Origin of the sequence: Pararhizobium polonicum (genome assembly GCF_001687365.1) — a bacterium.
Lineage (GTDB): Bacteria > Pseudomonadota > Alphaproteobacteria > Rhizobiales > Rhizobiaceae > Pararhizobium > Pararhizobium polonicum.
In genome coordinates, this window is sequence record NZ_LGLV01000015.1 from 81,995 (window position 1) to 107,118 (window position 25,124).

At 61.8% G+C, this 25,124-nt stretch carries 24 protein-coding genes; 11 read left to right on the forward strand and 13 right to left on the reverse strand.

The genetic code is table 11. The features are described 5' to 3' along the window. The first annotated feature begins 66 nt into the window (after nt 1–66). The 5 genes from ADU59_RS22430 (at nt 67) to queF (ending at nt 5,215) form a co-directional block, all read left to right on the forward strand. Nucleotides 67–501, forward strand: a complete 435-nt coding sequence (locus ADU59_RS22430; RefSeq protein ID WP_068956717.1) for a MarR family winged helix-turn-helix transcriptional regulator — start codon at nt 67–69, stop codon at nt 499–501. A 73-nt stretch (nt 502–574) separates the two neighbouring features. Further along, nucleotides 575–1,318: an SDR family NAD(P)-dependent oxidoreductase gene (locus ADU59_RS22435; protein WP_068956719.1), complete on the forward strand. Its 744-nt coding sequence runs from the start codon at nt 575–577 to the stop codon at nt 1,316–1,318. Between the two features lie 246 nt (nt 1,319–1,564). Continuing rightward, entirely contained in the window at nt 1,565–3,754 is a 2,190-nt protein-coding gene (locus ADU59_RS22440; protein WP_068956721.1) for an anthranilate synthase, read from the forward strand. Between the two features lie 77 nt (nt 3,755–3,831). Further along, a complete protein-coding gene (locus ADU59_RS22445) occupies nt 3,832–4,746 on the forward strand; it encodes a cation diffusion facilitator family transporter (protein WP_068956723.1) in 915 nt (304 codons plus the stop codon). Between the two features lie 4 nt (nt 4,747–4,750). Continuing rightward, nucleotides 4,751–5,215, forward strand: a complete 465-nt coding sequence (queF, locus tag ADU59_RS22450; RefSeq protein WP_068956725.1) for a preQ(1) synthase — start codon at nt 4,751–4,753, stop codon at nt 5,213–5,215. Nucleotides 5,216–5,268: 53 nt separating this feature from the next. Here the strand turns inward: queF and ADU59_RS22455 are convergent, their stop codons facing one another. Both ADU59_RS22455 and ADU59_RS22460 read right to left on the reverse strand, forming a co-directional pair. Further along, on the reverse strand, nt 5,269–5,847 hold the full coding sequence (locus ADU59_RS22455) for a HupE/UreJ family protein (protein WP_068956726.1): 579 nt from the start codon (nt 5,845–5,847) through the stop codon (nt 5,269–5,271). Between the two features lie 210 nt (nt 5,848–6,057). Further along, complete coding sequence (locus tag ADU59_RS22460; RefSeq protein WP_068956728.1) at nt 6,058–6,774, reverse strand: DUF2076 domain-containing protein; 717 nt, start codon at nt 6,772–6,774, stop codon at nt 6,058–6,060. A 245-nt stretch (nt 6,775–7,019) separates the two neighbouring features. On the opposite strand from ADU59_RS22460, the gene ADU59_RS22465 reads away from it, so the two are divergent. Next, a complete protein-coding gene (locus ADU59_RS22465; protein ID WP_425332049.1) occupies nt 7,020–7,601 on the forward strand; it encodes an ATP-dependent Clp protease proteolytic subunit in 582 nt (193 codons plus the stop codon). Between the two features lie 54 nt (nt 7,602–7,655). Here the strand turns inward: ADU59_RS22465 and ADU59_RS22470 are convergent, their stop codons facing one another. Beyond that, nucleotides 7,656–8,051 (reverse strand): type II toxin-antitoxin system VapC family toxin, encoded by a 396-nt coding sequence (locus ADU59_RS22470; protein WP_083198387.1) that lies wholly within the window; start codon nt 8,049–8,051, stop codon nt 7,656–7,658. 2 nt (nt 8,052–8,053) lie between these two features. Beyond that, nucleotides 8,054–8,356 (reverse strand): type II toxin-antitoxin system Phd/YefM family antitoxin, encoded by a 303-nt coding sequence (locus tag ADU59_RS22475; RefSeq protein WP_425332045.1) that lies wholly within the window; start codon nt 8,354–8,356, stop codon nt 8,054–8,056. A 349-nt stretch (nt 8,357–8,705) separates the two neighbouring features. Here ADU59_RS22475 and leuA point away from each other — a divergent pair, with 349 nt between their 5' ends. Then, a complete protein-coding gene (gene leuA, locus ADU59_RS22480) occupies nt 8,706–10,415 on the forward strand; it encodes a 2-isopropylmalate synthase (protein WP_068956739.1) in 1,710 nt (569 codons plus the stop codon). Nucleotides 10,416–10,510: 95 nt separating this feature from the next. Here the strand turns inward: leuA and ADU59_RS22485 are convergent, their stop codons facing one another. The 4 genes from ADU59_RS22485 to ADU59_RS22500 all read right to left on the reverse strand — a co-directional run bounded on the left by ADU59_RS22485 (nt 10,511) and on the right by ADU59_RS22500 (nt 13,680). Then, nucleotides 10,511–11,341 carry an anti-sigma factor family protein gene (locus tag ADU59_RS22485; protein ID WP_068956741.1) on the reverse strand — a complete coding sequence of 277 codons (831 nt, stop codon included), beginning with the start codon at nt 11,339–11,341 and terminating at the stop codon, nt 10,511–10,513. Between the two features lie 3 nt (nt 11,342–11,344). Next, the gene (locus ADU59_RS22490; RefSeq protein ID WP_068956743.1) at nt 11,345–11,863 is read right to left on the reverse strand and encodes an RNA polymerase sigma factor; all 519 of its coding nucleotides are present in this window, start codon (nt 11,861–11,863) and stop codon (nt 11,345–11,347) included. 195 nt (nt 11,864–12,058) lie between these two features. Continuing rightward, complete coding sequence (locus ADU59_RS22495) at nt 12,059–12,616, reverse strand: tetratricopeptide repeat protein (protein WP_068956960.1); 558 nt, start codon at nt 12,614–12,616, stop codon at nt 12,059–12,061. Nucleotides 12,617–12,777: 161 nt separating this feature from the next. Continuing rightward, nucleotides 12,778–13,680: a metallophosphoesterase family protein gene (locus ADU59_RS22500; protein WP_068956746.1), complete on the reverse strand. Its 903-nt coding sequence runs from the start codon at nt 13,678–13,680 to the stop codon at nt 12,778–12,780. 101 nt (nt 13,681–13,781) lie between these two features. Here ADU59_RS22500 and ADU59_RS22505 point away from each other — a divergent pair, with 101 nt between their 5' ends. Further along, on the forward strand, nt 13,782–14,270 hold the full coding sequence (locus ADU59_RS22505) for an NUDIX domain-containing protein (protein ID WP_068956748.1): 489 nt from the start codon (nt 13,782–13,784) through the stop codon (nt 14,268–14,270). 1 nt (nt 14,271) lies between these two features. Here the strand turns inward: ADU59_RS22505 and ADU59_RS22510 are convergent, their stop codons facing one another. Then, complete coding sequence (locus ADU59_RS22510) at nt 14,272–15,255, reverse strand: glutathione S-transferase family protein (protein WP_068956750.1); 984 nt, start codon at nt 15,253–15,255, stop codon at nt 14,272–14,274. 276 nt (nt 15,256–15,531) lie between these two features. Between ADU59_RS22510 and ADU59_RS22515 the strand changes: the two genes are divergently transcribed. The 3 genes from ADU59_RS22515 to ADU59_RS22525 all read left to right on the forward strand — a co-directional run bounded on the left by ADU59_RS22515 (nt 15,532) and on the right by ADU59_RS22525 (nt 18,107). Beyond that, the gene (locus tag ADU59_RS22515) at nt 15,532–16,035 is read left to right on the forward strand and encodes a GNAT family N-acetyltransferase (RefSeq protein ID WP_068956961.1); all 504 of its coding nucleotides are present in this window, start codon (nt 15,532–15,534) and stop codon (nt 16,033–16,035) included. Between the two features lie 95 nt (nt 16,036–16,130). Then, nucleotides 16,131–17,303 (forward strand): glycoside hydrolase family 5 protein, encoded by a 1,173-nt coding sequence (locus ADU59_RS22520; RefSeq protein ID WP_068956752.1) that lies wholly within the window; start codon nt 16,131–16,133, stop codon nt 17,301–17,303. Nucleotides 17,304–17,480: 177 nt separating this feature from the next. Continuing rightward, nucleotides 17,481–18,107: a hypothetical protein gene (locus tag ADU59_RS22525; protein ID WP_068956754.1), complete on the forward strand. Its 627-nt coding sequence runs from the start codon at nt 17,481–17,483 to the stop codon at nt 18,105–18,107. A 161-nt stretch (nt 18,108–18,268) separates the two neighbouring features. Here the strand turns inward: ADU59_RS22525 and ADU59_RS22530 are convergent, their stop codons facing one another. The 4 genes from ADU59_RS22530 to ADU59_RS22545 are packed head-to-tail and all read right to left on the reverse strand — an operon-like array spanning nt 18,269 to nt 25,090. Next, complete coding sequence (locus ADU59_RS22530) at nt 18,269–20,338, reverse strand: hypothetical protein (protein ID WP_068956756.1); 2,070 nt, start codon at nt 20,336–20,338, stop codon at nt 18,269–18,271. A 10-nt stretch (nt 20,339–20,348) separates the two neighbouring features. Next, nucleotides 20,349–23,156, reverse strand: a complete 2,808-nt coding sequence (locus tag ADU59_RS22535) for a DUF4159 domain-containing protein (RefSeq protein ID WP_068956758.1) — start codon at nt 23,154–23,156, stop codon at nt 20,349–20,351. Beyond that, nucleotides 23,153–24,073, reverse strand: a complete 921-nt coding sequence (locus tag ADU59_RS22540) for a DUF58 domain-containing protein (RefSeq protein ID WP_068956760.1) — start codon at nt 24,071–24,073, stop codon at nt 23,153–23,155. Before ADU59_RS22540 ends, ADU59_RS22535 begins: the two co-directional genes overlap by 4 nt. A 3-nt stretch (nt 24,074–24,076) precedes the next feature. Further along, nucleotides 24,077–25,090 carry an AAA family ATPase gene (locus tag ADU59_RS22545; protein WP_068956765.1) on the reverse strand — a complete coding sequence of 338 codons (1,014 nt, stop codon included), beginning with the start codon at nt 25,088–25,090 and terminating at the stop codon, nt 24,077–24,079. Nucleotides 25,091–25,124 lie beyond the last annotated feature (34 nt).

Here is a 25,124-nt window from a genome sequence, read left to right on the forward strand (position 1 = left end):
TTCTCGTTTTTCAAAGCGCCAGATTTTCCATTGACAAAGTGCATATACACACATATCTCCCATCGCATGAAAGCGAACTCCTCCATCACCTCCTGCAACTGCTTTGCCATCCGTCAGGCCGCGCGTTTCGTGTCGCAGCTTTACGAGCGGCATTATGCCAAGGCGGGGATCACGGCGGCGCAGTTTTCATTGCTGGTCTATATCGCCGAAGCGGAGAAGGCCGGTATGGCGGATATCGCCGAGGCGATGGTGATGGAGCGGACGACATTGGTGCGCGCCCTGAAGCCGCTGGAGCGGGATGGTTATGTGGTCAGCGAACCGGAAGGCAAGGGGTCGCGAAAGCTGCTGCTGACGCTGCCGCCGAAGGGGCTGCAGAAGCTGAACGAAGCGGTCGAATGCTGGCACGCCGCGCAAGCGGAATATGTGGCGCTGGTCGGCGCGCAAAGGGCAGATGACCTGCGCCAGATGCTTCTCGCCATTCCCTCCGGAAAAGCCGCCTGAAGAGCAAAGGCCGGAAACATTCGGCTTTTCACGATATAAATAGTGCATATGCACATATGGAGAAAAGAAAATCATGTCCCGGACAATTGAAAATACCGTTGCTCTCGTCACCGGCGCCAATCGCGGTATCGGCCGCGAATTCGCAGCCGAGTTGCTGCGCCGTGGTGCGCGCAAGGTCTATCTCGGTGCCCGCGATCCGGCCTCGCTTGCCGCGCTCGTCGCTCTCGATCCTGCCCGTCTGGTGCCGCTCAAGCTTGACGTGACCAATGCGGCGGATGTCGCGGAGGCTGCCCGGGTGGCAACCGATGTCACGCTGCTGATCAACAATGCCGGTTTTGCCGGCGGGCAGGGGGGTATCTCCGCGCCGGATCTTTCGATCGCCCGCCAGGAGATGGAGGTGAATTATTTCGGCGTGCTGGCGCTGTCGAAGGCCTTTGCGCCGATCCTTGCCAAGGCGCCGGCAAGCAGCATCGTCAATGTCCTGTCCTTCCTGTCGCTGGTCACATTGCCCGCGGCCGGGACCTATTCCGCCTCCAAGGCTGCCGCTCTTGCCGCCACCCGCACCATTCGCGCGGAATTGAAGGATCAGGGCACGCATGTCGTTGCCTCCATGCCGGTCCAGGTGGAAACCGATATGGGCCGCGGCCTGCCGGAGCCGCGCCTGCAGCCGATTGACGTCGTCAGTGAAACGCTCGATGCCGTCGAGACCGGTGTGGAAGAGGTGTTTCCGGGCGAGCTGACCCGCAATGTCGCCGCCGCATTCGCTGCCGATCCGAAGGGCTTGCAGGCGCATATGTCGGCAACACTGCCTGCATAAGGACGGGCATTGGCACCGGCGGAAAACGCGTGTTTATTTTTCCGCCGCTGCCCGCTTGCACAATCCTGCGTCTCACGCTAACAATTCCGCCATGACACAGGCACGCAACATTGCAATCTGGTGGTGGGCTCGCTAAAGCGGCCTTGACCAGTCATGCGTGATTGAGACGATAAGCCGCCCGGAAGTTTCGAGGCGGCTTTTTTGTATTCGGGCCGCAGGAAATGACGGGCCTGAACGGAGCGGAACATGGCGACGACAATTCTTGCAGACGGCGCGGAAGCCTATACCACCAAGGGCGGCATTTCCGTCACCCGCCGGCGGCGCGAGGCCCCCTATGGCGAAGCGATCTCCAGCTATGTCGACAGGCTCGACGAACGCCGGGGCGCGGTTTTCTCCTCCAACTACGAATATCCGGGCCGCTACACGCGCTGGGACACGGCGATCATAGACCCGCCGCTCGCCATTTCGTCCTTCGGCCGCGCGCTGTGGATCGAAGCCTATAACGAGCGCGGCGAAGCGCTGCTGGAGATGGTCTCGGCGCATCTTGCCGGTGTTGCCGATATCACGCTCGGCGCATCGACGGCCCGTCGCCTGGATCTGACGATCAACATGCCGGACCGGGTCTTCACCGAAGAAGAGCGCTCCAAGATGCCGACGGTGTTCACGGTGCTGCGCGCCGTCACCAGCCTGTTCTATTCGCAGGAAGATTCCAGCCTCGGGCTCTACGGCGCCTTCGGCTACGATCTCGCCTTCCAGTTCGATGCGATCGAACTGAAGCTGAAGCGCCCCGACGACCAGCGCGACATGGTGCTGTTCCTGCCGGACGAAATCCTCGTCGTCGATCACTACGCCGCCAAGGCCTGGATCGACCGCTATGATTTCGCCAAGGACGGCAAGACCACCGACGGCAAGGCTGGCGATATCGCCCCGGAGCCGTTCCGCACCGCCAACAGCATTCCGCCGCACGGAGATCATCGCCCCGGCGAATATGCCGAGCTGGTGACGAAAGCGAAGGAAAGCTTCCGCCGCGGCGATCTGTTCGAGGTGGTTCCGGGCCAGAAGTTCTTCGAGCGCTGCGACAGCAAGCCGTCGGAGATTTCCAACCGGCTGAAGGCGATCAATCCGTCGCCCTATTCCTTCTTCATCAATCTCGGCAATCAGGAATATCTGGTCGGCGCCTCGCCGGAAATGTTCGTGCGTGTATCGGGCCGGCGTATCGAGACCTGCCCGATCTCAGGCACGATCAAGCGCGGCGACGATCCGATCGCCGACTCGGAACAGATCCTCAAGCTGCTGAATTCCAAGAAGGACGAATCCGAACTCACCATGTGCTCGGACGTTGACCGCAACGACAAGAGCCGCGTCTGCGTGCCCGGTTCCGTCAAGGTCATCGGCCGCCGCCAGATCGAGATGTATTCGCGCCTGATCCACACGGTCGATCACATCGAAGGCCGGCTGCGCGACGACATGGACGCCTTCGACGGTTTCCTGTCGCATGCCTGGGCCGTCACCGTTACCGGTGCGCCGAAGCTGTGGGCGATGCGCTTTATCGAAAGCCATGAAAAGAGCGCCCGGCTCTGGTATGGTGGCGCCATCGGCATGGTGGGCTTCAACGGCGACATGAACACGGGGCTGACGCTGCGCACCATCCGCATCAAGGACGGCATTGCCGAGGTGCGCGCCGGTGCCACATTGCTCAATGACAGCAATCCGGAAGAAGAAGAAGCCGAAACCGAACTGAAGGCATCCGCCATGATCGCAGCGATCCGCGACGCAAAATCCGCCAACAGCCGCGGCACCGGCCGTGACGTGGCCTCGGTCGGCACCGGCGTCAACATCCTGCTGGTCGATCACGAGGACAGTTTCGTCCATACGCTGGCCAATTATTTCCGCCAGACGGGGGCGACGGTCACCACCGTGCGCTCGCCTGTGGCCGAAGAGATTTTCGACCGTGTGAAGCCGGATCTCGTCGTTTTGTCGCCCGGTCCCGGCATGCCGAAGGATTTCGACTGCAAGGCGACGATCAAGAAGGCGCGGGCCCGCGACCTGCCGATCTTCGGCGTCTGCCTTGGGCTTCAGGCGCTGGCCGAAGCCTATGGCGGCGATCTGCGCCAGCTGGCCGTTCCGATGCACGGCAAACCGTCGCGCATCCGTGTGCTCGAGCCCGGCATCGTCTTTTCGGGTCTCGGCAAGGAAGTGACGGTCGGCCGCTATCATTCGATCTTTGCCGACCCGTCAACCTTGCCGCGTGACTTCATGATCACCGCCGAAAGCGACGACGGCACGATCATGGGCATCGAGCATACCAAGGAGCCGATCGCGGCCGTTCAGTTCCATCCGGAATCGATCATGACGCTGGGCGGCGACGCCGGCATGCGGATGATCGAGAACGTGGTGGCGCATCTGGCCAAACGGGCGAAGATCAAGGCCGCCTGATCGGACATGGACGCAGGTTGAAAACCGTCGCGCCCGAAATGGCGCGGCGGTTCTTTTTATTGAAAAGGGGCCAGCAAATGGCGACAGACGTTCATAAAAACGGGGCACAGCGCCTGGCGTTCTGGGGCATTCCGCTGGCGATGGCCGTGCTGGGGCTGAAGATGCTCGCCTGGTGGGTGACGGGATCGGTGGCGCTGCTTTCGGACGGTCTGGAATCGATCGTCAATGTGGTTGCCGCCATCGTCGCCTTCGTCGTCATCGGTTATGCCGCCAAGCCCGCTGACGCCGGTCATCCGTTCGGCCATTACAAGGCGGAGTATTTTTCGGCCGTCATCGAGGGTGTTCTCATCGTCGTTGCCGCCCTTCTGATCGTTTTTGAGGCGATTCCGGCCATTCTCGCGCCGCGGCTTCCGGATGCGCCGGCGCTCGGCCTTGCGATCAACCTTGCGGCAGGTCTCGTCAATGCGGCCTGGGCCTATACTTTGATCCGCGCGGGAAGAGCCTATCGCTCTCCGGCGCTAACCGCCGATGGCCATCATATCCTCTCCGACGTCGTCACGTCCGTCGGCGTGCTGGTCGGCCTGGTGCTGGCGATCGTCACCGGCTATGCGGTGCTCGACCCATTGCTTGCCGTGATCGTCGCCTGCAATATTCTCTATCAGGGCTGGAAGGTGATCGCCCGTTCCGTCGACGGGCTGATGGACCGGGCGGTGTCTAGCGAAGAGGAGAGCGCCATCAAGCAGGCGATCGCCGCCAATGCCACGGGGTCGCTTGGCGTCCACGATCTGAAAACCCGCGAGGCGGGCTCGGCGATCTTCGTCGATTTTCACATGGTTGTTCCAGCCGCGATGCCGGTGGGGGATGCCCACGATATCTGCGACCGGCTGGAAGATGCGATCCGCGAGGTCAATCCAGGTGCTAAGATTACCATCCATGTCGAGCCGGAAGGCGAAAAGGCCCATGGGATCAGGGTCAAGGTTATGAAGGAATGAAACGATGACGAAAACAGATGTCTCCGGCCTGTCGCAGCTCGGCCAGAACGTGGCTGCACCCCAGACCCCCGAGGAGGCCGTGCTCGAGCGCGTGCCCACCAGCCATGCCGGTACGGATTTCGTGGTGCGCTTCACCGCACCGGAATTCACCTCGCTCTGCCCGATGACGGGCCAGCCGGATTTTGCCCATATCGTCATCGATTATGTGCCGGATGGCTGGCTGGTCGAATCCAAGTCGCTCAAGCTCTATCTGCATTCGTTCCGCAATCACGGCGCCTTCCACGAGGATTGCACGATCGATATTGCCAAGCGTCTGGTCGATTTGCTGGCACCGAAATGGCTGCGGATCGGCGCCTACTGGTATCCGCGCGGCGGTATTCCGATCGATGTGTTCTGGCAGACCGGCGCGCCGCCGGAAGGCCTCTGGTTGCCGGATCAGGGCGTGCAGCCCTATCGCGGACGTGGCTGAAACGAAAAAACGGCGGTTGTTGAGCCCGCCGTTTTTCGTTGATCGGATATTGGTCAGTTGAAGATCAGCGCCAGGCCGGCGAATGCGGTGATGCCGCCGAGGATGCGCGAGATGACCCGGCCGGAGGAGAGCCGGCCGATGCCGAGACCCAGGCCGATGCCGGCGGCATGCAGCAGCGCCGTTGCGATCACAAAACCGGCGCTGAAGGGCAGTGCACCCGCGGCACCCAGCTCGCCGCCATGGGCATAGCCGTGGAAGAGGGCAAAGACGCCGACGACGGCGGCGCAGGCAACCGTTTCCATCCGCACCGCCATGGCAACCAGAAGGCCAAGCGCAACGACGGAGGCAAGGATGGCCGGCTCGACGAAGGGCAGGTGCACGCCGGTCATCGCCAGGACAAAGCCGAAGGCCATGGTGCCGACGAAGGCGGATGGAACGATCCAAAGCGCGCGTCCGCCGATCTGGGCTGCCCAGAGGCCGACGGCGACCATGACGAGGATATGATCGAGGCCTGACAGCGGATGGGTGACGCCCGCCAACAGCGAGCCGTGTTCGGCCGGATTGAGATGGGCAAAGGCGGGCGCGGTGGATGCGGTCAAGGCCAGGGCCGTGAGAAGAAGATGTTTTTTCATGGTGATCCCCACTGAAGGACGGGAGCGTGGGAGGCGGCCCGCCGGATGCGAATTCGTGACATCGCCATCTTATTGCCGATTGGGGACCTGTCCATACGGCAAATACCGGGGAGCCGGAAAAACAGTTTGGAAAACTGTCTTTCCGGCGCTGATAGGGTTGATATCTATGTTCAGTTTAAGCGCCTCTTCCTGCGAAGAGGATGGAGGCGGTCAGACGTCGAAGCTGTCGTCCGAAAAATTCGAGCTGTCGTCGTTGAAATCGGCATTGCTGAAAGAATCGTCATTGCCGGCAGAGTTGGCGGTATCCGCCGTCGCATCGCCGCTGCCGAAGTAATTGTTGTTGACGACGTTTTCCTCGATCACCTCTTGCGGCCCTGCAAGCCCGCCTGTCCCGCCGAACAGGCCGTGGTTGCCACCGAAGAGACCGCTCAGCGAATTGGCAAGCAGCATGCCGCCGGCAACACCCGCCGCCGTCCCCATGGCGCCGCGCAGGAAACCGCCGGCGGGAGAGGGGGCGGCTGCGCCCCACGGACCGGCGGCCGGCCGCTGTTCACTGCCCCAGGGACCTGCGGGGGCGGGCTGCTGTGCATAGGCGGGTTGAGAGGGGGCGGGTTGAGAGGAAGCTGGGGGCGGGCTGCCGAACAGGCCGCCGAGACCGCCGAGGAAGCTGCCGCCGCTTCTTTGCGGTTGCTCTCCCCGGCTTTCCAGCTCGGCTATCCTTTGTTCCAGCTCCTTGAGGTGACCGGCGGCCGAGCGCAGTGCCTGATCCTGCAGGATCACCGCCTGGGACAGAAGATAGGGGGCGTGGGGCTGGGTGCGGATGGCCTCGTTGATCAGCGTCTCGGCCTGCGGATCGCGCTGGGTGTCCTGCGCTGCGCGGGTGCGCTCGAAAAGCTCTTCAAGCAGTTTTTGTTCATCAGGTGACATGATCGTTCTCCTGGGACACGGGACGGCATCTCTTGCCGTGCGTTCCGGTCGTCACGAACCTGATTTAGGCAACGATCATGGCGGCGCAACGTCGCTGGACCTGCATTACGCATTTGTAATGGACGCCGCCGCCACCGCATTTTTACCAATGCGCAGCTTTGCCTGCGGGCCGCATTGTTATAGGAGGAAAGTTGCACTATGTGCAGGACAGATGAAATCATGCTGGAGACGAGCGTATGAATCGTATGAATGAAGACGAGGAAGACAAGGCAAAGGAACTGCCTTTGGGCAAGGAAACCGAGGCGAATCTGTTCAAGTCGCGCTCGATCTTTATCTACGGTCCGATCAATCAGGAACTGGCGCAGAAGGTCTGCTCGCAGCTCGTGGCTCTTGCGGCTGCCAGCGACGAGGATATCCGCATCTTCGTCAGCTCTCCGGGTGGGCATGTCGAATCCGGCGATTCGATCCATGACATGATCAAGTTCATCAAGCCGAAGGTCTGGATGATCGGGACCGGCTGGGTCGCTTCCGCCGGTGCGCTGATCTACGTATCGGCTCCGAAGGAACGGCGCATTTGCCTGCCGAACACGCGCTTCCTCTTGCACCAACCCTCGGGCGGCACGCGCGGCATGGCATCCGACATCGAAATTCAGGCCCGTGAAATCATCAAGATGAACGAGCGCCTGAACCGGATCTTCTCGGAAGCCACCGGTCAGCCGGTCGAAAAGATCGCCAAGGACACGGATCGTGACTACTGGCTGTCGGCCGAGGAAGCCAAGGCTTATGGTCTGGTTTCGCGGATCGTCACGTCGCAGGCCGATATCTAAGGCGTTCAAATCTTCGAAACATCCCAACCCCGCTGGTTCGCCCGGTGGGGTTTTTTATTGTCGGTTTGCTGTGGCAGAGAGGGGATGATCGATGAGTGCTGTGTCGATGGTGATGAGCTTCATGTTTTCGACTAGGCATTGGGCAAGCAGAAGTCTGTCAAATGGATCGCGTGTCGGCGGTTCGGGCTCGACGCTCGGTAGGACATGATCTTCGTTGATCGAAATGAGGGCGATGCCGAAATGCCGCGCTATTTCAGGCAACTCTTCCAATCGGTTTTGCAGCGGAAGTTTGCCCAGACGGTTCTTGATCGCAATTTCCCAGAGGCTTGCAACACTGAGATAATATTGATCATCAGGATCGGTAATGACCCTGCGGATTGCTACCGGAAGTGCGGCGACACGGTCTTCGATAATTGCCAGAAAGATATGCGTGTCCAGTAGCCTTGCCACTCTTATTCTCCGCGAAAAGGCGGCAGAGGCGTGATCAGAAAATCTTCAGGTAACGGGTCGTCGAAATCTGCCGGAATTTCGCCAAAGAAGCTGTCTATGCCAAGCTTCTTCTTGTAGGCTTTGCCAGCCTCCCAATCGATCCCGCCCTTCTTCGTTGCCGGTACGAGGTCCATCACCGCCTTGCCGTTGCGGGTCACGGTGATTGTTTCCCCGGCCTCGACGCGGCGGGCGAGCTCGGTCAGCTTGTTCTTGGCTTCGCGGATCGGGATCTGGACCATGGCGATAGTGTAGCTGCAGGTGGCCACATTTTCAATCTGGATGATTTGCCAAGGCCGCTCTTGCCCTTGCGCCTGTCTGCGGCTATACAGCCCTCATGTCGAATACAGGCGCCATCATTATCGAACAGGCTACCCGCGGGCACGTTGCCATCGCGGAGCGTTCGCGCGCCTCGCTTCTTCTTCTCGGCCTTACACGCGGTTGCCGGGTTCTTTGAAGGAGCGCCCGGTGGCCGAAAGCCCACCGGCCACAGCTCCTTGCCTTCCCTGAATAACAGATACGAAAAGAACCCGAGAGCCAGCATTTTGCCGTCGCAATGCGACCGTCGATCGGTTATTGCATGCGGACGATGCGCCTCAAAGACGAAGAGAAGCCGCAATGATCATGAAGTCCCACACCGTCAAGCAGGGTATGCCCGAGGCAGCGGTCAAGTATCAGCCCTATCCGCAGATCAATATTCCGGACCGCACCTGGCCGGGCAACACCATCACCAAGGCGCCGATCTGGTGCTCGGTCGACCTGCGCGACGGCAACCAGTCGCTGGTCGACCCGATGGGCCACGACCGCAAGGCCCGGATGTTCCAGCTGCTGCTCGACATGGGCTTCAAGGAAATCGAGATCGGTTTCCCGTCCGCCTCGCAGACCGACTTCGATTTCGCCCGCTGGTGCGTCGAGGAGGGCAATGTGCCTGATGACGTGTCGTTGCAGGTGCTGGTCCAGTGCCGCCCCGAGCTGATCACGCGCACGTTCGAATCCCTGCAGGGCGCCACCAAGCCGATCGTGCATTTCTACAATTCCACCAGTGAGTTGCAGCGCCGTGTTGTCTTTGCCAAGGACGTGAAGGGCATCAAGCAGATCGCCACGGATGCGGCCAAGATGATTGCCGACATGGCGGCCAAGGCCGGCGGCGGCTTCCGGTTCGAGTATTCGCCGGAAAGCTTTACCGGTACGGAACTGGATGTGGCACTGGAAATCTGCAACGCGGTGGCCGAGATCATCCAGCCGACGCCGGACAACAAGCTGATCCTCAATCTGCCCTCGACCGTCGAGATGGCGACGCCGAACGTCTATGCCGACCAGATCGAGTGGATGTGCCGCAATCTCGACAACCGCGAAAACCTGATCATCTCGCTGCATCCGCACAACGACCGCGGCACCGGCATCGCCGCCACCGAGCTCGGCCTGATGGCGGGCGCCGACCGTGTCGAAGGCACGCTGTTCGGCAATGGCGAGCGCACCGGCAATGTCGATGTGGTGACGCTGGCCCTGAACATGTTCACGCAAGGGATCGACCCCGAGCTGGATTGCTCCGATATCGAGCGGATCAAGGAAGTCTACGAGTATTCCAACCAGATGGTCATTCCCGAGCGCCATCCTTACGTCGGCGAACTGGTCTACACGGCGTTTTCCGGCTCGCATCAGGACGCGATCAACAAGGGCATGAAGGCGATCAAGGTCGCCAACAAGCCGCTCTGGGAAGTGCCCTACCTGCCGATCGATCCGCAGGACGTCGGACGCTCCTACGAGGCGATCATCCGCATCAATTCGCAGTCGGGCAAGGGCGGCATCGCCTATATCCTGCAGCAGGATTACGGCATCAACCTGCCGCGCAACCTGCAGGTCGAGTTCCGCGAGGACATCCAGCGCATCACCGACGAGCATGGCAAGGAATTGCCGTCGAAGGCGATCCACGGACGCTTCATCGAATGCTACGTCGATCAGCCCGATGCGCGCATCCGCTTCGTCGATCACCACACCTATCCGGTCGGCGAACACAGGGGTGTGCGCGTCGTTGCCGCCGAGATCACCGACAATGGCGAAACCAAGCGGATCGAGGGCAAGGGAACAGGCCCGATCGACGGCTTCATCAATGCGCTGTCGATCTATCTCGGCATCGAGATGTCGGTTGCCGACTATTCCGAACATTCGCTGCAACACGGCTCGAACGCGGCGGCGATCGCCTATGTCGAAGTCGAATACCCGGGCGGAAAACTGTTCGGTGTCGGCATCAACACCAATATCGTCGCGGCCTCTCTTGAGGCCATCGTCTCGGCTGCAAACCGGGTGCTGGCGCAGAAGGCGAAGTAATCCAGCTGTTTACGCGATTCCTTGAAGGAATTGATTCAAACAGAAAGGGCCGCTTCCTCCGGGGAGGCGGCCCTTTTCACTGATCAAGCAGGATTTCAGATCGTCGCCGAGACGGCGTCGGCGAGTTGCTGGAGGTCGGCATCGGCCGAAGGGCCGACGACCACGTAGGAGGCGCCGTCCTTCTGCCAGGAAATCATGGCGATATCGTCGCGCATGCTTTCGGTCATCCTGCCGTCGGATGCGCCGGGCTTGCTTTTCAGGAAACAGATCGCAAAGACATCGCCGTCCTCGTTCTTATACATCAGCTGTGCCACCGGCTTGCCGGCAGCGACCAGCAGGCGGGCGCCTTCGAAGGTCAGGCCCTTGCCGGTCAGGTCCGGAAGCGTGAAATTCACTCCGACATTCGAGGCCAGCCAGCTCTCGATCTTGCTGTTGCCAGCCGGAACCTCGACCAGATGCTCGGCCGTTTGCCGTGCATAGATGCGGTGATAGTCGGCGATATCGTCGAGCCAGGTGCGGGCGGCGGCCACGTTCACCGGCACCGCGCCGTCGTTGCTGGTCTTGCCGATCATGAAGCCGGTCGAGCCGCCAACGAGCAGCAGCACGATCGACGCCGCAAGCGCCCTTGGCCACAGGCGGGTGCGCGTCTTGCGCGGCGCGGCATTGGCGACACGCTCGGCCTTTGGTGCGGCGCCCGGTCCCTGCTTGATCTGCCGGACCAGCGAAAGCGGAACAGGATCGTGAAGAAATTCCTCGAATCCCTTGTTGCCGAAGGCATTCCCGGCCTTCAGCATTTCAAGCACCAGCCGCGCTTCGTCATCGCGCGCCACCAGCTGATCCAGTTCCTTGCGTTCCGCCTCATTCACTTCGCCGTCGATATAGGCCGACAGGCGGATTTCCAATGCGAGCCCCTTCGTGTTCTGCAACGCTCAGGCCCTCCTTTCCGTCGTCTCGGTGATCATGGCGGCGAGACGCATGCGCGCGGTCGAAAGCCTGCTCATCACCGTGCCGATCGGGATCTTTAGGATATCGGCGGCTTCCCGGTAGCTGTGCCCTTCGACATTGACCAACAGGAAAACGCTCGCCAGTCCTTCCGGCATGGAGAGGATCATCTTTTGCAGCTGATTGGCATAGACGGCCTTTTCGCCGGATGCCTCGATCGACAGTTCGTCCTGCTCGGAGGCATCGACGGTGCCGCCGCCGGTGCGCACCTTGCGCTTTCGGATTTCGTCGATCCAGAGATTGCGTGTCATGGCATATATCCAGCTTTCAAGCCGCCCTTCACCGTTCCAGAGGTGGTTGCGCGTGATCGCACGCTCGCACACCTCCTGAACCAGGTCATCGGCATCGGCGGCGTTGCGCGTCAGTGTCATGGCGAAACGGCGTAACTTGGGCAGCACACTGACCAAGTCCCGTCTGAATTCGTTCGATTCTGCCGCTGGACGCATTGCTCTTCCAAAGAAACGTTCCGGATGGGGAATCTATTCATCCGGGTCGAAATACACGCCGGTTGATATGAAACATTTGTCCCATGGTCTGCAAGCAGGCAGCTGGCCGGACGCGCATATTTTGCGGCTCCCGGGCGTGTGTTGGCACTGAATGACCGGCCGGGCACGCCGGAAGGGCAACCCGGCCGGATCGGATCAATAGTTGCGGACGCCGCCGAGCGATTCGAGCAGGGCGCGATAGGCCCAGCTGTTTTCGCCGCCGCGGTCGCGAATCTCGATCAGCTGCGCCTTGGCCTCCTCGACCTTGCCCTGTTCGATCAGCGCCTGGCCCATGTAGGAGCGGGCAAGAATATAGTTCTCGTCCGCCTGTAGTGCGCGCCTGTAGAAGCTCATGCCGAGTTCCATGCGGCCCGCCTTGCGGTTGGAATAGCCGCGATAGTTGAGGATGCGGGCGCTGTTCTGGTCCTTGACCGCGTCGAGGACCTTCAGCGAATTCTCGTACTGGCCGGCATAGGCGAGCTCGCGCGCCGCCTTGAACAGAATATCGTCGTCGAGGCTGCTCTTCTTGGCGTCGACGCATTCCTTCTTTGCCTCATCCCAGACCTTGCCGTCCTTGCATTCGGTCGAGGTCTTGGTCTTTTCCGGCGGAGCGGTCGTGTCCTCGCCCGCGGCCCGGGCCGTCTGGCTCAGTGTGAAAGCTGAAACAGCTGAAAACAGGGCAATCAGTGCGGTCTTGCGGTTGATCATGGTCATCTCCTGGCTGAAAACTGCGTCCGGCAAACCGGATTGTCTGACGTCCCTGCGGGTGCGCCATTGCTCCTGTCTTCCGGTCAGTTCCATGTGACGGATGACGAACGCCGATTATTGCATCAGCATAGCGGTTTTTGGCATTTTGGCGAGTAACGATCGCAGGATCAGAACCGCGTGGTCTCGACCAAGGTAATCGAGCGGCTGTCCATGGTGAGCTCGAACCGTTCGCGGATCAGGTTCCATTGTCCCGGGCCGCCGGAGATCGAAAACAGGTTGAATGCGGCTGGCGGTTTCTTGCCGCCCCGTCCTTGCGATGCCGAGGCGATCCCAACCACCGGCACGGGCTTGATCTGGCCCTTGAGGGAATAGACCGTGTTCAGATGGGTGTGGCCATGCAGCACCAGCTCTGCGCCGCCGGCGGTCACCGTGGCGGCAAACCGCCTGATGCCGAGCATGCGCTTGTGCATGGACGTCGCGCCACGGATCGGCGGATGGTGGATCATCACCACGCGGAACAGGCCGGCTTCGCCCGCAGCCCGCAGCAGATTGACGGTTTCGCGTGCCTGCCGGCTGCCGAAATAGCCGCTGGCGGCAAAGGGCGGCGTGGCAACGGCGGTCGAGCAGCCGATCAGCGCCACGGGACCGCGCACGCGCAGATAGGGATAACAGTGAAAATCGTCGTTCCACTCCGCCGGTCCCTGATCGCCGCGCATATAGGGGTACCAGGCCCTGATGGTTTTCTCGTAGGCGCCGGGGACATAGGCATCGTGGTTGCCGGGCACCACTGAGATGTTTTTCGGTTCGCCGGCCTCCTTCAGCCACGCGCTCACCGCCTCGATCTCGCGGGAAGAGGCGAGGTTGACCAGGTCGCCGGTAATCGCCAGATGATCCGGATCGACACGCTCGATCTCGTCCATCAACAGGTTGAGCGTGTTGCCGACCAGATGATTGCGGCGGTTGCGATGCCAGTTGACGAAGCCGGTGATGCGCTTCGATGCGAGTTCGCGGAACGAAAGGTCGGGCAGGGGGCCAAGATGAATGTCGGAAATATGGGCGAGTTTGAACATCCCTTGTACCTAGCGCATATTCCCGGCAAGGGGAATCATCCGGGGCGTTTTATCCTCGGCGAAACAATGGGTAAGACGATGACCGACGGAACCGGACCGGCATGAGCGAAAAGCCGCCGGAAATGCGCAGCTGGAGAGCCCGGCTTCTCACCCGCCTGATGCACAGCTATTTTGCCTTGGCGCGAGGCATGACGATGGGCGTGCGCGCCGCCTGTTTTGACGCGGAAGGCCGGGTTTTTCTCGTCAGGCATTCCTATGTTCCCGGCTGGCATATGCCGGGCGGCGGGCTGGAGCGAGGCGAGACGGCCTTGCAGGCGCTGGTCAAGGAATTGCGCGAAGAGGGCAATCTGGAGCTGACCGACGCTCCTGAGCTTTTCCACGTCTATTTCAACCGGCTGACCAGCAAACGCGATCACGTTGTCTTCTACCGCTGCCGCAATATCCGGCAGGTTTCGCCGAGAACGCCGGATTTCGAGATCGTCGAGACCGGCTTTTTCGCGCTGGACGCCCTGCCGCCGGAGACAACCGCCGCCACGCACCGGCGGCTGGCGGAACTCTCGGGAGATACTCCGCCAGCCGACTTCTGGTAGCTCAGGCAGCCAGCTTTTCGCGGCCATGCGGCGCGTCGAGGGTGAGAACCGGTCCGGCGGGCACCACGCCGGTCGGATTGATCATCGTATGGCTGCGGTAATAATGCTCCTTGATGTGGCGCAGATCGACCGTCCCGGCCACACCGTCGACCTGATAGAGGTCCTGCAGGTAGCCCTGCAGGTTCCTGTAGTCGGCGATGCGGCGGATATTGCACTTGAAATGTCCGACATAGACCGGATCGAAGCGCACCAGTGTGGTGAACAGCCGCCAGTCGGCTTCGGTGGTGCGGTCGCCGGTGAGGTAGCGCCGTGCCGACAGGCGTTCTTCCAGTTCGTCCAGCACCTCGAAGAGGACATCGACGTTTTCCTGATAGGCTTCCTGTGTCGTGGCGAAGCCTGCTTTGTAGACGCCGTTGTTGACCGCGTTGTAGATGCGCTCGTTCAGACCGTCGATTTCGGTGCGCAGCGTCTGCGGATAGAAATCGTCGTTCGATCCCGTCAATCCATCGAAGGCCGAATTGAACATGCGGATGATTTCCGAGGATTCGTTCGAGACCATCTTGCCCTGTTTCTTGTCCCAGAGCACGGGCACGGTGACGCGGCCGGAATAATGTGGGTCGGCCTTCACATAGACCTGCCAGAGCGCGTCCGAGCCGAACAGATGATCGACGGTGCCGCCGATCTCGTTCTTGAATTCCCAACCCTTCGACAGCATCAGTGGATCGACGATCGAGACGGTGATCAGGTCTTCGAGCTTTTTCAGCTTGCGGAAGATCAGCGTGCGGTGCGCCCAGGGACAGGCGAGCGACACATAGAGATGATAGCGTCCGGCCTCGGCCTTGAAGCCGCCTTCGCCGGTCGGGCCTGCCGAACCGTCAGTGGTGATCCAGTTGCGGAACTGCGCGGCGGCACGTTTGAAGTGGCCCTTGGTTTCCTTCGTGTCGTACCAGACGTCCTGCCAGACGCCGTCAACCAGCATGCCCATCGTCGATCTCCTGCGGCGGTAGTGCCGCCTGCCCGTGAATGTGTTCCTCCTAGATAGTGTATGAAACCGGCGTATATAGCCCGCAAATATTGAACAGTGCGTTTTGGGCTTTGACATCGGGTCTTTTTCTGCTATCCGGCCTCTCAGAATTTTTCATGCCAACGGATACATTCGATGTTTTTCCCGGGAAGCCCACGACGACGCTGATGCTGAGAACGCCTTGAGGGCGAAGCCATCACCTTTTTTCCGTCTCGTATGCCCGGTTTCCCGATGTTCATGAAAAAGCACGATCTCGTCTATCTGACCGAAGACGCCTCCCACGACGCAGCCATCGAAATCATCAATGAAGAAGCGTTCGGCCCCGGCCGGTTCGCCCGTGCCGCCGCACGCATCCGCGAGCAGGGGCCGCATGATCTTTCGCTGTCCTTCGTCTGCGCCGATGACGGCGAAACTATCGCCTCGGTGCGAATGACGCCTGTTCTCGCCGGCTCGATCAAGGGGCACCTGCTCGGCCCGCTCGCCGTGCGCCCGTCGCACAAGAATCGCGGCATCGGCCGGGAACTGGTGCGCATCGCCGTCGAGGCTGCGCGCAGAAAAGGGTCTCAGGGCGTCATCCTGGTCGGCGACCCGCCCTATTACCAGCCGCTGGGCTTCGAGAAGGTCGCCTATGGCGCGCTGACCTTTCCGGGGCCGGTGGACCCCAACCGTGTTCTCATCGTGCCGATGGGCGAAGACGTGCATGCGGGGCTGAAGGGCGAGATCCGCTGGCGTGAGCAGTAAGGTTGCGGGGACGTTGCATCGGATAACGGTGCCGGCTTCCCAATTCTGCCACAGTGGCTGCGAATATCCCGAGCATCGAAACCGGGATATTCTGAATGCGTTTCCTGCCGGCCCTTCTTGCCACGCTTCTTACCGCCACACAGGTGCCCGCCGCCGATCTCATCCATTTCTGGGACGCGCCGCAGCATGGCGGTAACAGCTTTAACCGGCTGCCGCCGGATCAGGCCTATTTCGACGCATTGAAGGCCTATGGGGCCAGCTGGGTGCGTCTTTCCTACGACAAGTGGAAACCGGCAAAACGCGATTTCCTGATCGGCGATGCGGACAAGTATGAGGGCATCCCGGCACAGGACCTCGCGACACTGAAGGCGGCACTGGATCGTGCCGACAAGGCCGGGCTCAAGATCGTGATCACGCCGCTGTCGCTGCCGGGCATGCGCTGGGCGCAGAACAACGGTAACACGTTCGATGGCCGTCTTTGGCAGGACAAGGCCTGGTGGCCGCAGGCTGCCACCTTCTGGAAGGATCTCGCCGCGGCCCTCAAGGATCATCCGGGTGTCGCCGCCTACAACATCATCAACGAACCGGCGCCGGAGAAGAGCAACGGCGTTGCCGAGCACGCAAGTGCCGATGCGCTAAGCGCCTGGTACGCCGGGCAGGCGGGAACGGCGCGCGACCTGCCGGCCTTCTACGAGACGGTCATCAAGGCCATTCGCGAGGTCGATCCCGCGACACCGATCATGGCGGATGCCGGCTGGTATGCCGCCGCCGATGCTTTCAGTTATTGGCCGAAACCGCTCACCGACGACAAGGTGCTCTACAGCTTCCATATGTACGAGCCCTATGCGGCCACCAGCGCGCCGAACATGAAGCGGGAAAAGCCCTACGCCTATCCGGGCAAGGTTCCATTCGGCGACGGTGAGGAAACCTGGAACCGTGAACGGATTGCCGCCTATCTGAAACAGCCGGTGGAATGGGCCGACAGCCACAACGTGCCGCGCAACCGCATGGTCGCCGGCGAATTCGGCTGCATGCGCCGCTGGGAGGGCTGCAAGGCCTATCTCGAGGATGTGCTGACCGCGCTCGACGACAGCAAGTTGCACTGGGCCTTCTACAGTTTCCGTGAGGACAGCTGGGATGGCATGGACTACGAGCTCGGCACGAAGAAGGTGCACTGGAGCTATTGGGACGCCATAGATGCGGGCAAGCCCGATCCGATCAAGCGTAAACCGGGACCGGAATTCGATCCGATCCGGAAAAGGTTGTAGGCGGGATGATGTAGGAGACTGCGCTCTAAGCGAAGCTTAACCCCTCGCCCTTTCCTATCAGGTTGGGACTGCTTTGCGCCAACAGCGGTTATTATCTAACTCACAGTTCGAAGCAGCATTGCTTTCCAGGCTGTCTCTCTCCTATCTTGGTCCAAAACTGGGAGACGAGGTTTCTTTATGAAAATGAATGATTTCGCTGCGTTGGGGCGAAACCTGCTGGATTGTCTCCCCGGTTATCGTGTCAAGGGTTCACTAATTTTCGCGGAGCCAATCGGTCACGTCCTGCGGGGCATTGGTTTCGACAGCTCCAGCCACAGTAAAACATCTTTCCACATGCACGTATTCTTTCAGCCGCTCTGTATCCCTGCGAAACACGTACATTTCACGCTTGGCTTCCGTCTGCGTGATGTCAATGGTTACGACGGATGGTATTCTGACCGTTCAAACTTGGTAGCTGATATCTCGAAAGCTATACTGGTAAACGCGGCGCCTTTTTTGGAAAGCGTTGCGACAGTTGAAGGAGCAGCAAAGACCGCAGAAGCAATGCGGTCAAGCAATTCACATGTTCAGGAAGCTGCTGCGTTATGCAGAATTTTGGCGGGCGATCCGACGAAAGCATTGTCTCAACTTCAGGAAATAACTGGTCTTGATCGCAGAATTGCTTGGCAAAATGAACAGGCGACACGCATCGATGGTCTGATAGAGATGCTTCGAACTGACCGCGCAGTCGCAGAGAGAAAACTGCGAATCTGGCAGTCGGAGACGGCATTAGCTTTAGGGGTGAGCGGTGCAACCGCCGCATGACTGCTTAGGCCAAAAGCGAATCTTCCACTGGTAACAAGGTAAGAGGGTGGCCGCCAGGCTGGATACGGGGCAATACTTACGATCGGTAAACCGGTAGTGGTGCGTTCCTGCGACGGATAGAACTCGATAAAGCGTCTCGACAACCGCCGACGCAAATAAAATTACCGCCCCTCGCGATGCCAGGTCGCCGAAAGCACGAACAGCAGGGCCGCCAACCCGAGGAAGCCGGCAAACAGCGACAGCGAATTGATGCCCTTCAGCACCGTTTCGTCGGTCATGCGCAGCGACATGCGCTGATCGTCGGCGACGCGCACGGTGCCGCGCACCGGCAGGATCGGCGGCAGGTCCACCGGACCGTTGGCATCGGCCAGGCGCTGCACCAGCCCCTTGGTCTTTTCTGCCCAGGGCGCAAGCGTCTGCGTGGTCGAGATCGTTGCCTTGAACTCGGGCGCATCGACGCTGCCGACATGCACCAGCGTGTTGAGTTCACCATTGGTGACCTCGAAAAGCCCGGTTTCGGCGGTTCTCACACTGGCCTTGTAGAGACCGGGCTCGCCTTCCTTGAGGGCAATCTCCTCGGTTTTGCCGGAAGGGTATGTCAGCATGGCCGCGCCCGGATCACCTTCAATCGTTTGCCTGGCGATTTCGAGCGTGCGGCCGCTGGCATGCGCGGTCAGGGCCTCTTCCTCGAGCGCCGGTTCCTGCATCAGCCAGTGGGCCGTGCGCCGGTAGAGGGAAACGCTCGGGCCGCCACCTTCAAAGCCGCGCGCCCAGAGCCAGCCCTGATCGGACAGCAGCATGGCGACGCGGCCCTTGCCGACGCGGTTCAGCACCAAGAGCGGCTTGCCGTCGGCGGCCTGCATCACCGTCTGGCCGAGCGGCTTGTTGACATCTACCGTGCGGAACCAGCGGCCCCAATGGGGCGGCTCGCTGTCGGCGCCTTCGAGGCCGCGGGTGACCGGATGCTTCTTTCCCTCGTCCGACAGGCGCGGATAGAAGGCCTTTTCGTTCATGAAACCGGTCGGGCTGGCGGGCAGGACAGCGGAGAGCGGCGTGGTTGCTATCGAATCGTCGCCGGCATGTTCGGGGCCGGCTGCGATCAGAAGCGCGCCGCCGTTTTCGACATATTGGGCGATGTTGTCATAGTAGAGGATCGGCAGCACGCCGCGATGCTGGTAGCGGTCGAAGATGATCAGGTCGAATTCCTTGATCTTCTCGACAAACAGTTCACGGGTCGGGAAGGCGATCAGCGACAGTTCGTTGATCGGCGTGCCGTCCTGCTTTTCCGGCGGACGCAGAATGGTGAAATGCACGAGATCGACGGCGGCGTCGGATTTCAAGAGGTTGCGCCAGGCCCGTTCGCCGGCATGCGGCTCGCCTGAGACCAGAAGGACACGCAGGTTTTCGCGGATACCGTCGATGACGTGGACGGCGCGGTTGTTGGCCTCCGTCACTTCGCCGGGAACGGCGGCGACGTCGAATTCGAGGATGTTGTTGCCGCCGCGCGGGACAGTGAAGGCGAAGGGCACGTCTGTGCCCGGTTCGGCCATTTCCGTGGCGATCCGGTTGCCGTTGAGGCTGATGGTAACTTCCGCCGTGCCGCCGGGTGCCGTGCCGTCATCGACGATGCGGAAGGTCACCTTCTGCTCCTCGCCGACGATGCCGAAGCGCGGGCCGCTGACGATCTCGATGCGGCGGTCGAACTCGTCCGGCTTGCCGGTGATCAGGCCGTGGATTGGCGCATCGAAACCGAGCGGCTGGTTGATATCGGGAACGTCGTGGATCTGGCCGTCGGTGATGAAGATCGCGCCGCCGACACGGGCAGGCGGCACATCGGCCAGCGCCGTCTGAAGCGCGGTGAACAGCTTGGTCGACGGGGTCTCCGTGTCCTCGTCATCGGCCGCCTCGACGATACGCGTCTCGATCTGCGGGAATTTGGCCAGACGCTGCTTCAGTGTTGCCAGTGCCGCGTCGGTCATGGCGCGCCGGCCGGCATTGTCCTGGCTCTGGCTGCGGTCGACGACGACGCCGACGATGGTGGATAGCGGCTCGCGCTCTTCCTGGAAGAACACCGGGTTGGCGACCGCAAGGCACAGGGCTGCCAGCGCCGCCGTGCGGAAGGCCGCGCCGCGCACGCCGCGCCAGAAACCGAGCGCCGACAGAAGGACTGCCGCAAATGCAAGCGCTGCAATGAAGGGCCAGGGCAGCAGCGGCTGGAAATCGAGTGTCATGGTCGCGCCCTCACTGGCCAAGCCGTTCGAGCAGAGCCGGGATATGCACCTGGTCGGCCTTGTAGTTGCCGGTCAGCATATACATCATGATGTTGACGCCGGAGCGGAAGGCGAGTTCGCGCTGCTGCTCGTCCGGCGGCACGGTCGGGAGCAGCGGCAGGCCGTTGCTGTCGATCGCCCAGGCGCCGGCAAAATCGTTGCCGGTGATCATGATCGGCGAAACGCCGTCGCCCGAGCGGGCAGGCCTGCCAGTCGGCTGCGAGCCATTGTCCGGTTGCGCTTCGATCCACAGAGGGCTGCCATTGTAGCGCCCCGGGAAATTCGACAGCAGGTAGAAGGATTTGGTCAGCACATTGTCGGCCGGAACCGGTTCCAGCGGCGGAATATCGAGATCGGCGAGGATTGCCTGCAGCCGCTCCGCATTCGGGCTGGTGCCGGCGCTGGTGCCAAGCGAGGAAAACTGGTCGCGCGTGTCGAACAGCACCGTACCGCCGGCGCGCATATAGGCGTCGATCCGGCTGATCGCTGCCGGGCTCGGCATCGGTGCATTGGCCGACACCGGCCAGTAGATCAGCGAATAGAAGGACAGCTCGTCCGAGGCGATGTCGAGGCCGATCGGCGGGCCGGGTTCGAGCGTGGTGCGATAGGTCAGGAACTCGGTGAGACCGGCAAGGCCGCGCTCGGACAGGCGGTCGACATCGGCTTCGCCGGTGATGACATAGGCAAGATGGGTCTTGTCCAGCTGCCGCAGGATCAGGTCGTCGCCGGGCCGGCTGTCGTCGGCAAGCGAAGAGCCGGGTGTCATGACCAGAGCGCCCGCTGCCAGCGCCAGAACGATCATGGCGGCGGCCGGCATTCTCAGCCGGGCAAAGGCGCCGCCCATGAATAGGACGACAGCGGAATCGAGCAAAAGCAGGATGAGTGCTGCGGCAAACAGCGATGGTTTCAGCGACCAGGCTTCCGCACCGATCAGCGGCTCGGTGGAATAGGCGATCGGCAGGCCGGTCGCATCGATCGGCTTCAATTGCGTGTCGGTAGTCAGGAGGTTCAGGGCGGTAAATCCTTCTTCCGAACCATAGAGGCCGGGCGGGTTTTCGGCGCTGGAAACCGGCGTTGCGCCGGCCGTGATTTCCAGCGGCCGGGCCCTGCCGGTTTCGCTGATCAAAACACCATTGGCATTCAGCAAGCGGTAGGGCGCCAATGTCTGGCCCGCTGCCGCTCCTTCGCTTGCTACGCCGCCGCTGCGCGACAATTGCACGCTCCGGCGCAGCATCTCGACGAAATCGCCTGATATCGGCAAGTTCGACCAGGTTGCCTCGGCGCTGACATGGAAGAGGATGATGCGCCCTGCGCCCTGCGTCTTCGTCGTCACCAGCGGCGTGCCGTCGGCAAGGCTTGCCCAGGTGCGCGACGAGAGGTCGGCCGTCGGTTCGGCGAGAACCTGCCGTTTGACGAGGATGTCTTTGGGGCGTGGCATGCCGGCAAAGGGGCTGAGTGCCGGATAGTCGGCCAGCGGTTGCGGCTCCGACCAGGAGAGGGCGCCGCCCAGCGCGCGTTCGCCTTGGCGCAGGGTGACTGGCACGAGTGGATCGTCGGCAGGGGCGGCGGCCAGGCGCGGCCCGGCAAAGCGGATCAGCGTGCCGCCGTTTTCGATCCATTGGGTCACCGGCGCATAGGTCTCTTCCGGCAGGCGGCCGATATCGGCCATGATCAGCATGGATGGCTTCTGCGCCAGCAGCTCGGGGATCGACACAGCCAGATCGGCCTCGTTCGGCTGGATCAGGTCGGCATAGGGCGCCAAGGCCCGGTTGATGTAATAGAGCGGCGACAGCAGCGGCTGCGACTGGTCGCGGGCTTCACCGCTCAAAAGCGCCACGCGGCGGCGGCGGAAGCCGTCATCGAGCAGGAAGGTGCCGCCGGCCGTGGCTGCACCATCGATGGCGACGCGGGCAAAATCGTTGCGCAGTTCGAAGGGGGCGGCGAGCGTTCCCCTGGCCAGCCCTTCGCCGGCTGCAAAGGCGACGGAGCCATTGGCGATTGCCCGCCCGCGCGTGTCATAGGCGGTAATCGGCAACGTCCGCGCCGTGGCGGTATCGAGCCGGCTGGCGCTGACCACCATGGATTCGGCATCATTGGCGGAGTTGGTGATCGCCACGGCCTGGTCGTTGCCGCCCTCGATCAGCCTGAAATTTTGCGGGGAGAGGGCGGCGAGTTCCGCCATCACGTTGGTATCCCCGGCATCGATGCCGTCCGAGAGGAAGGCCAGCGTACCCGGAGCCGTTCCGTTCAGGCCCGTGCGCAATGCGGTGATCGCTGCTTGCCGGTCGGGCCGAAGCGGCTGCGGCGAGGCGGCGGCCATGCGGTTGTGCGCTGATGTCGCCGATCCCGGCACGGCATTGTGCTCCCTGTCGGCGGTGAAGACGATTGCGACCGGAAGGTCCTTGGCTTCCGCGTCGCCGATCAGGGCATCCGCCGTTTCGACACGGCGCTGCCAGTCGGTTGCCGTTGCCCAGCTGTTGTCGACGACCAGCGCCAGCGGGCCATTGCCGGCAAGCGTGTTCGAGCGTGGATTGAAGACCGGATCGGCGATGGCGAGGATGATGGCGGCGGCCATCAGCATGCGCAGCAGCATCAGCCACCACGGGCTTTTCGACGGCGTTTCCTCGCGCTTCAGGACGCTGGCGAGAATCCTGAGCGGCGGGAAGATTTCGGTTACCGGCTTGGGCGGCGTCATGCGCAGAAGCCACCAGATCGCCGGTAGGGCGACAAGGGCTGCGAGCATCAGCGGATTGGCGAAGATGAACGGCAGGAAGCTCATAGCTGGCCTCCATGGGTTGCGCGCCCGGGCATGCCGGAGAGATACATGTGGACCGCCACCAGCGCCTCGGAGGCAAGATGGTCGGTCCTATGCGGTGTGAACGTCCAGCCGAGATGGCGCAGGTTTTCGCCAAGGCTGTCGCGGCGGGCAAGATAGGCACGGCGGTAGTCGTCACGGACGATCTCGGCGCGGCCGGCAGTCAGCTTTTCGCCTGTTTCCGGATCGGTGAATTCGGTGCGTCCGGCATAGGGGAAGCTTTCCTCGGCAGGGTCGGCGATCTCGACCACATGGCCACGCATGCCGCGGCGGGCAAGCGGCCCGAGCTGTGCCATGATCGTATCGGCCGGGTCGAGGAAGTCACCGATCAGCACGAGGTCGCTCGCACCCCGGATCATCGCCGTCTGCGGCAGGCCACCGGACAGCGGTGTGTGCATCAGCGCCGTTGCCAGCCGTTCGGCGGCATTGCGGGCCGAAACGGGTTCCATGACGCCGGGGCAGCCGATCCGTTCGCCGGAACGGGCGAGAATTTCGGCAAGCGCCAACATCAGCACCAGCGCCCGGCTTTCCTTGGAGACTGCGCCGAATTTCGACTTGTACATCATCGAGGGCGAGAGATCGGCCCAGAGCCAGATGGTATGGGCGGCTTCCCATTCGCGGTCGCGCACGTAGGTATGATCGTCGCGGGCCGAGCGGCGCCAGTCGATACGCGACAGGCTTTCGCCGTCGCTATAGGGGCGGAACTGCCAGAAATTCTCGCCGATGCCGCGCTTGCGGCGTCCATGCCAGCCGGAGATGACCGTATTGGCAATGCGTTTTGCCTCGACCATGCAATCGGGGATCAGCCGGGCGCGGCTCTGCGCGCGGGAAAGCACTTCTCCGGACGGTGTCGGCTCGACGATTTGCCCTATCGAGGCCATTCATTATCCCTTGGCTTGCTTGACCAGGCCGGTGATGACGTCACGCACCGACATGCCTTCCGCCCGTGCCGCAAATGTCAGCGCCATGCGGTGCTGCAGAACCGGTTCGGCCAGCGCCATGATGTCATCGATGGATGGTGCGAGCCTGCCGTCGTAGAGAGCACGGGCGCGGGCGCAGAGCATCAGCGACTGGCCGGCACGCGGGCCGGGGCCCCAGGCGACGTTCTTGTCCGTTGCCGCGTTGCCGTTGCCCGGGCGAGCCGAGCGCACCAGCGAGAGGATGGCATCGACCACCTTTTCGCTGACCGGCATCTGTCGGATCAGGTGCTGGATATCCCTGAGCTGGGCGGCATCGATAACGCCACGTGCCTCGGATTCATGCGTGCCGGTGGTTTCCAGCAGGATCTGCCGTTCGGCGGCAAGTTCGGGATAGCCGACATCGACCTGCATCAGGAAGCGGTCGAGCTGGGCCTCGGGCAGGGGATAGGTGCCTTCCTGCTCCAGCGGGTTCTGGGTCGCCAGCACATGGAAAGGCTGCGGCAGGTCGTTGCGCTGGCCGGCCACCGTGACGTGATATTCCTGCATGGCCTGCAACAGGGCCGACTGGGTGCGCGGGCTAGCGCGGTTGATTTCGTCGGCCATCAGAAGCTGGGTGAAGATCGGGCCGGGCACGAAGCGGAACGACCGCCGGCCGTTCTCGTCCTGATCCATCACTTCGGAGCCGAGAATATCGGACGGCATCAGGTCGGGCGTGAACTGGATACGGCTGGAATTGAGGCCGAGCACGATGCCTAGCGTCGAGACCAGCTTGGTCTTGGCAAGGCCGGGCACGCCGACCAGCAGCGCGTGGCCGCCGGAGAGCACGGCAAGCAGTGTCTGCTCGACCACGCTTTCCTGACCGAAGATCACCTTGCCGACTTCCTTGCGGATCACGGCGATTTCGCCCAGAGCCTTTTCAGCGGCGGCGATGATCGCCTTGTCGTCGATCGCGCCGTCAGTCGTCTTCATCACACCCATCGTCTGTCTCCAGTGGCCGGCAATGGTGCCGAAT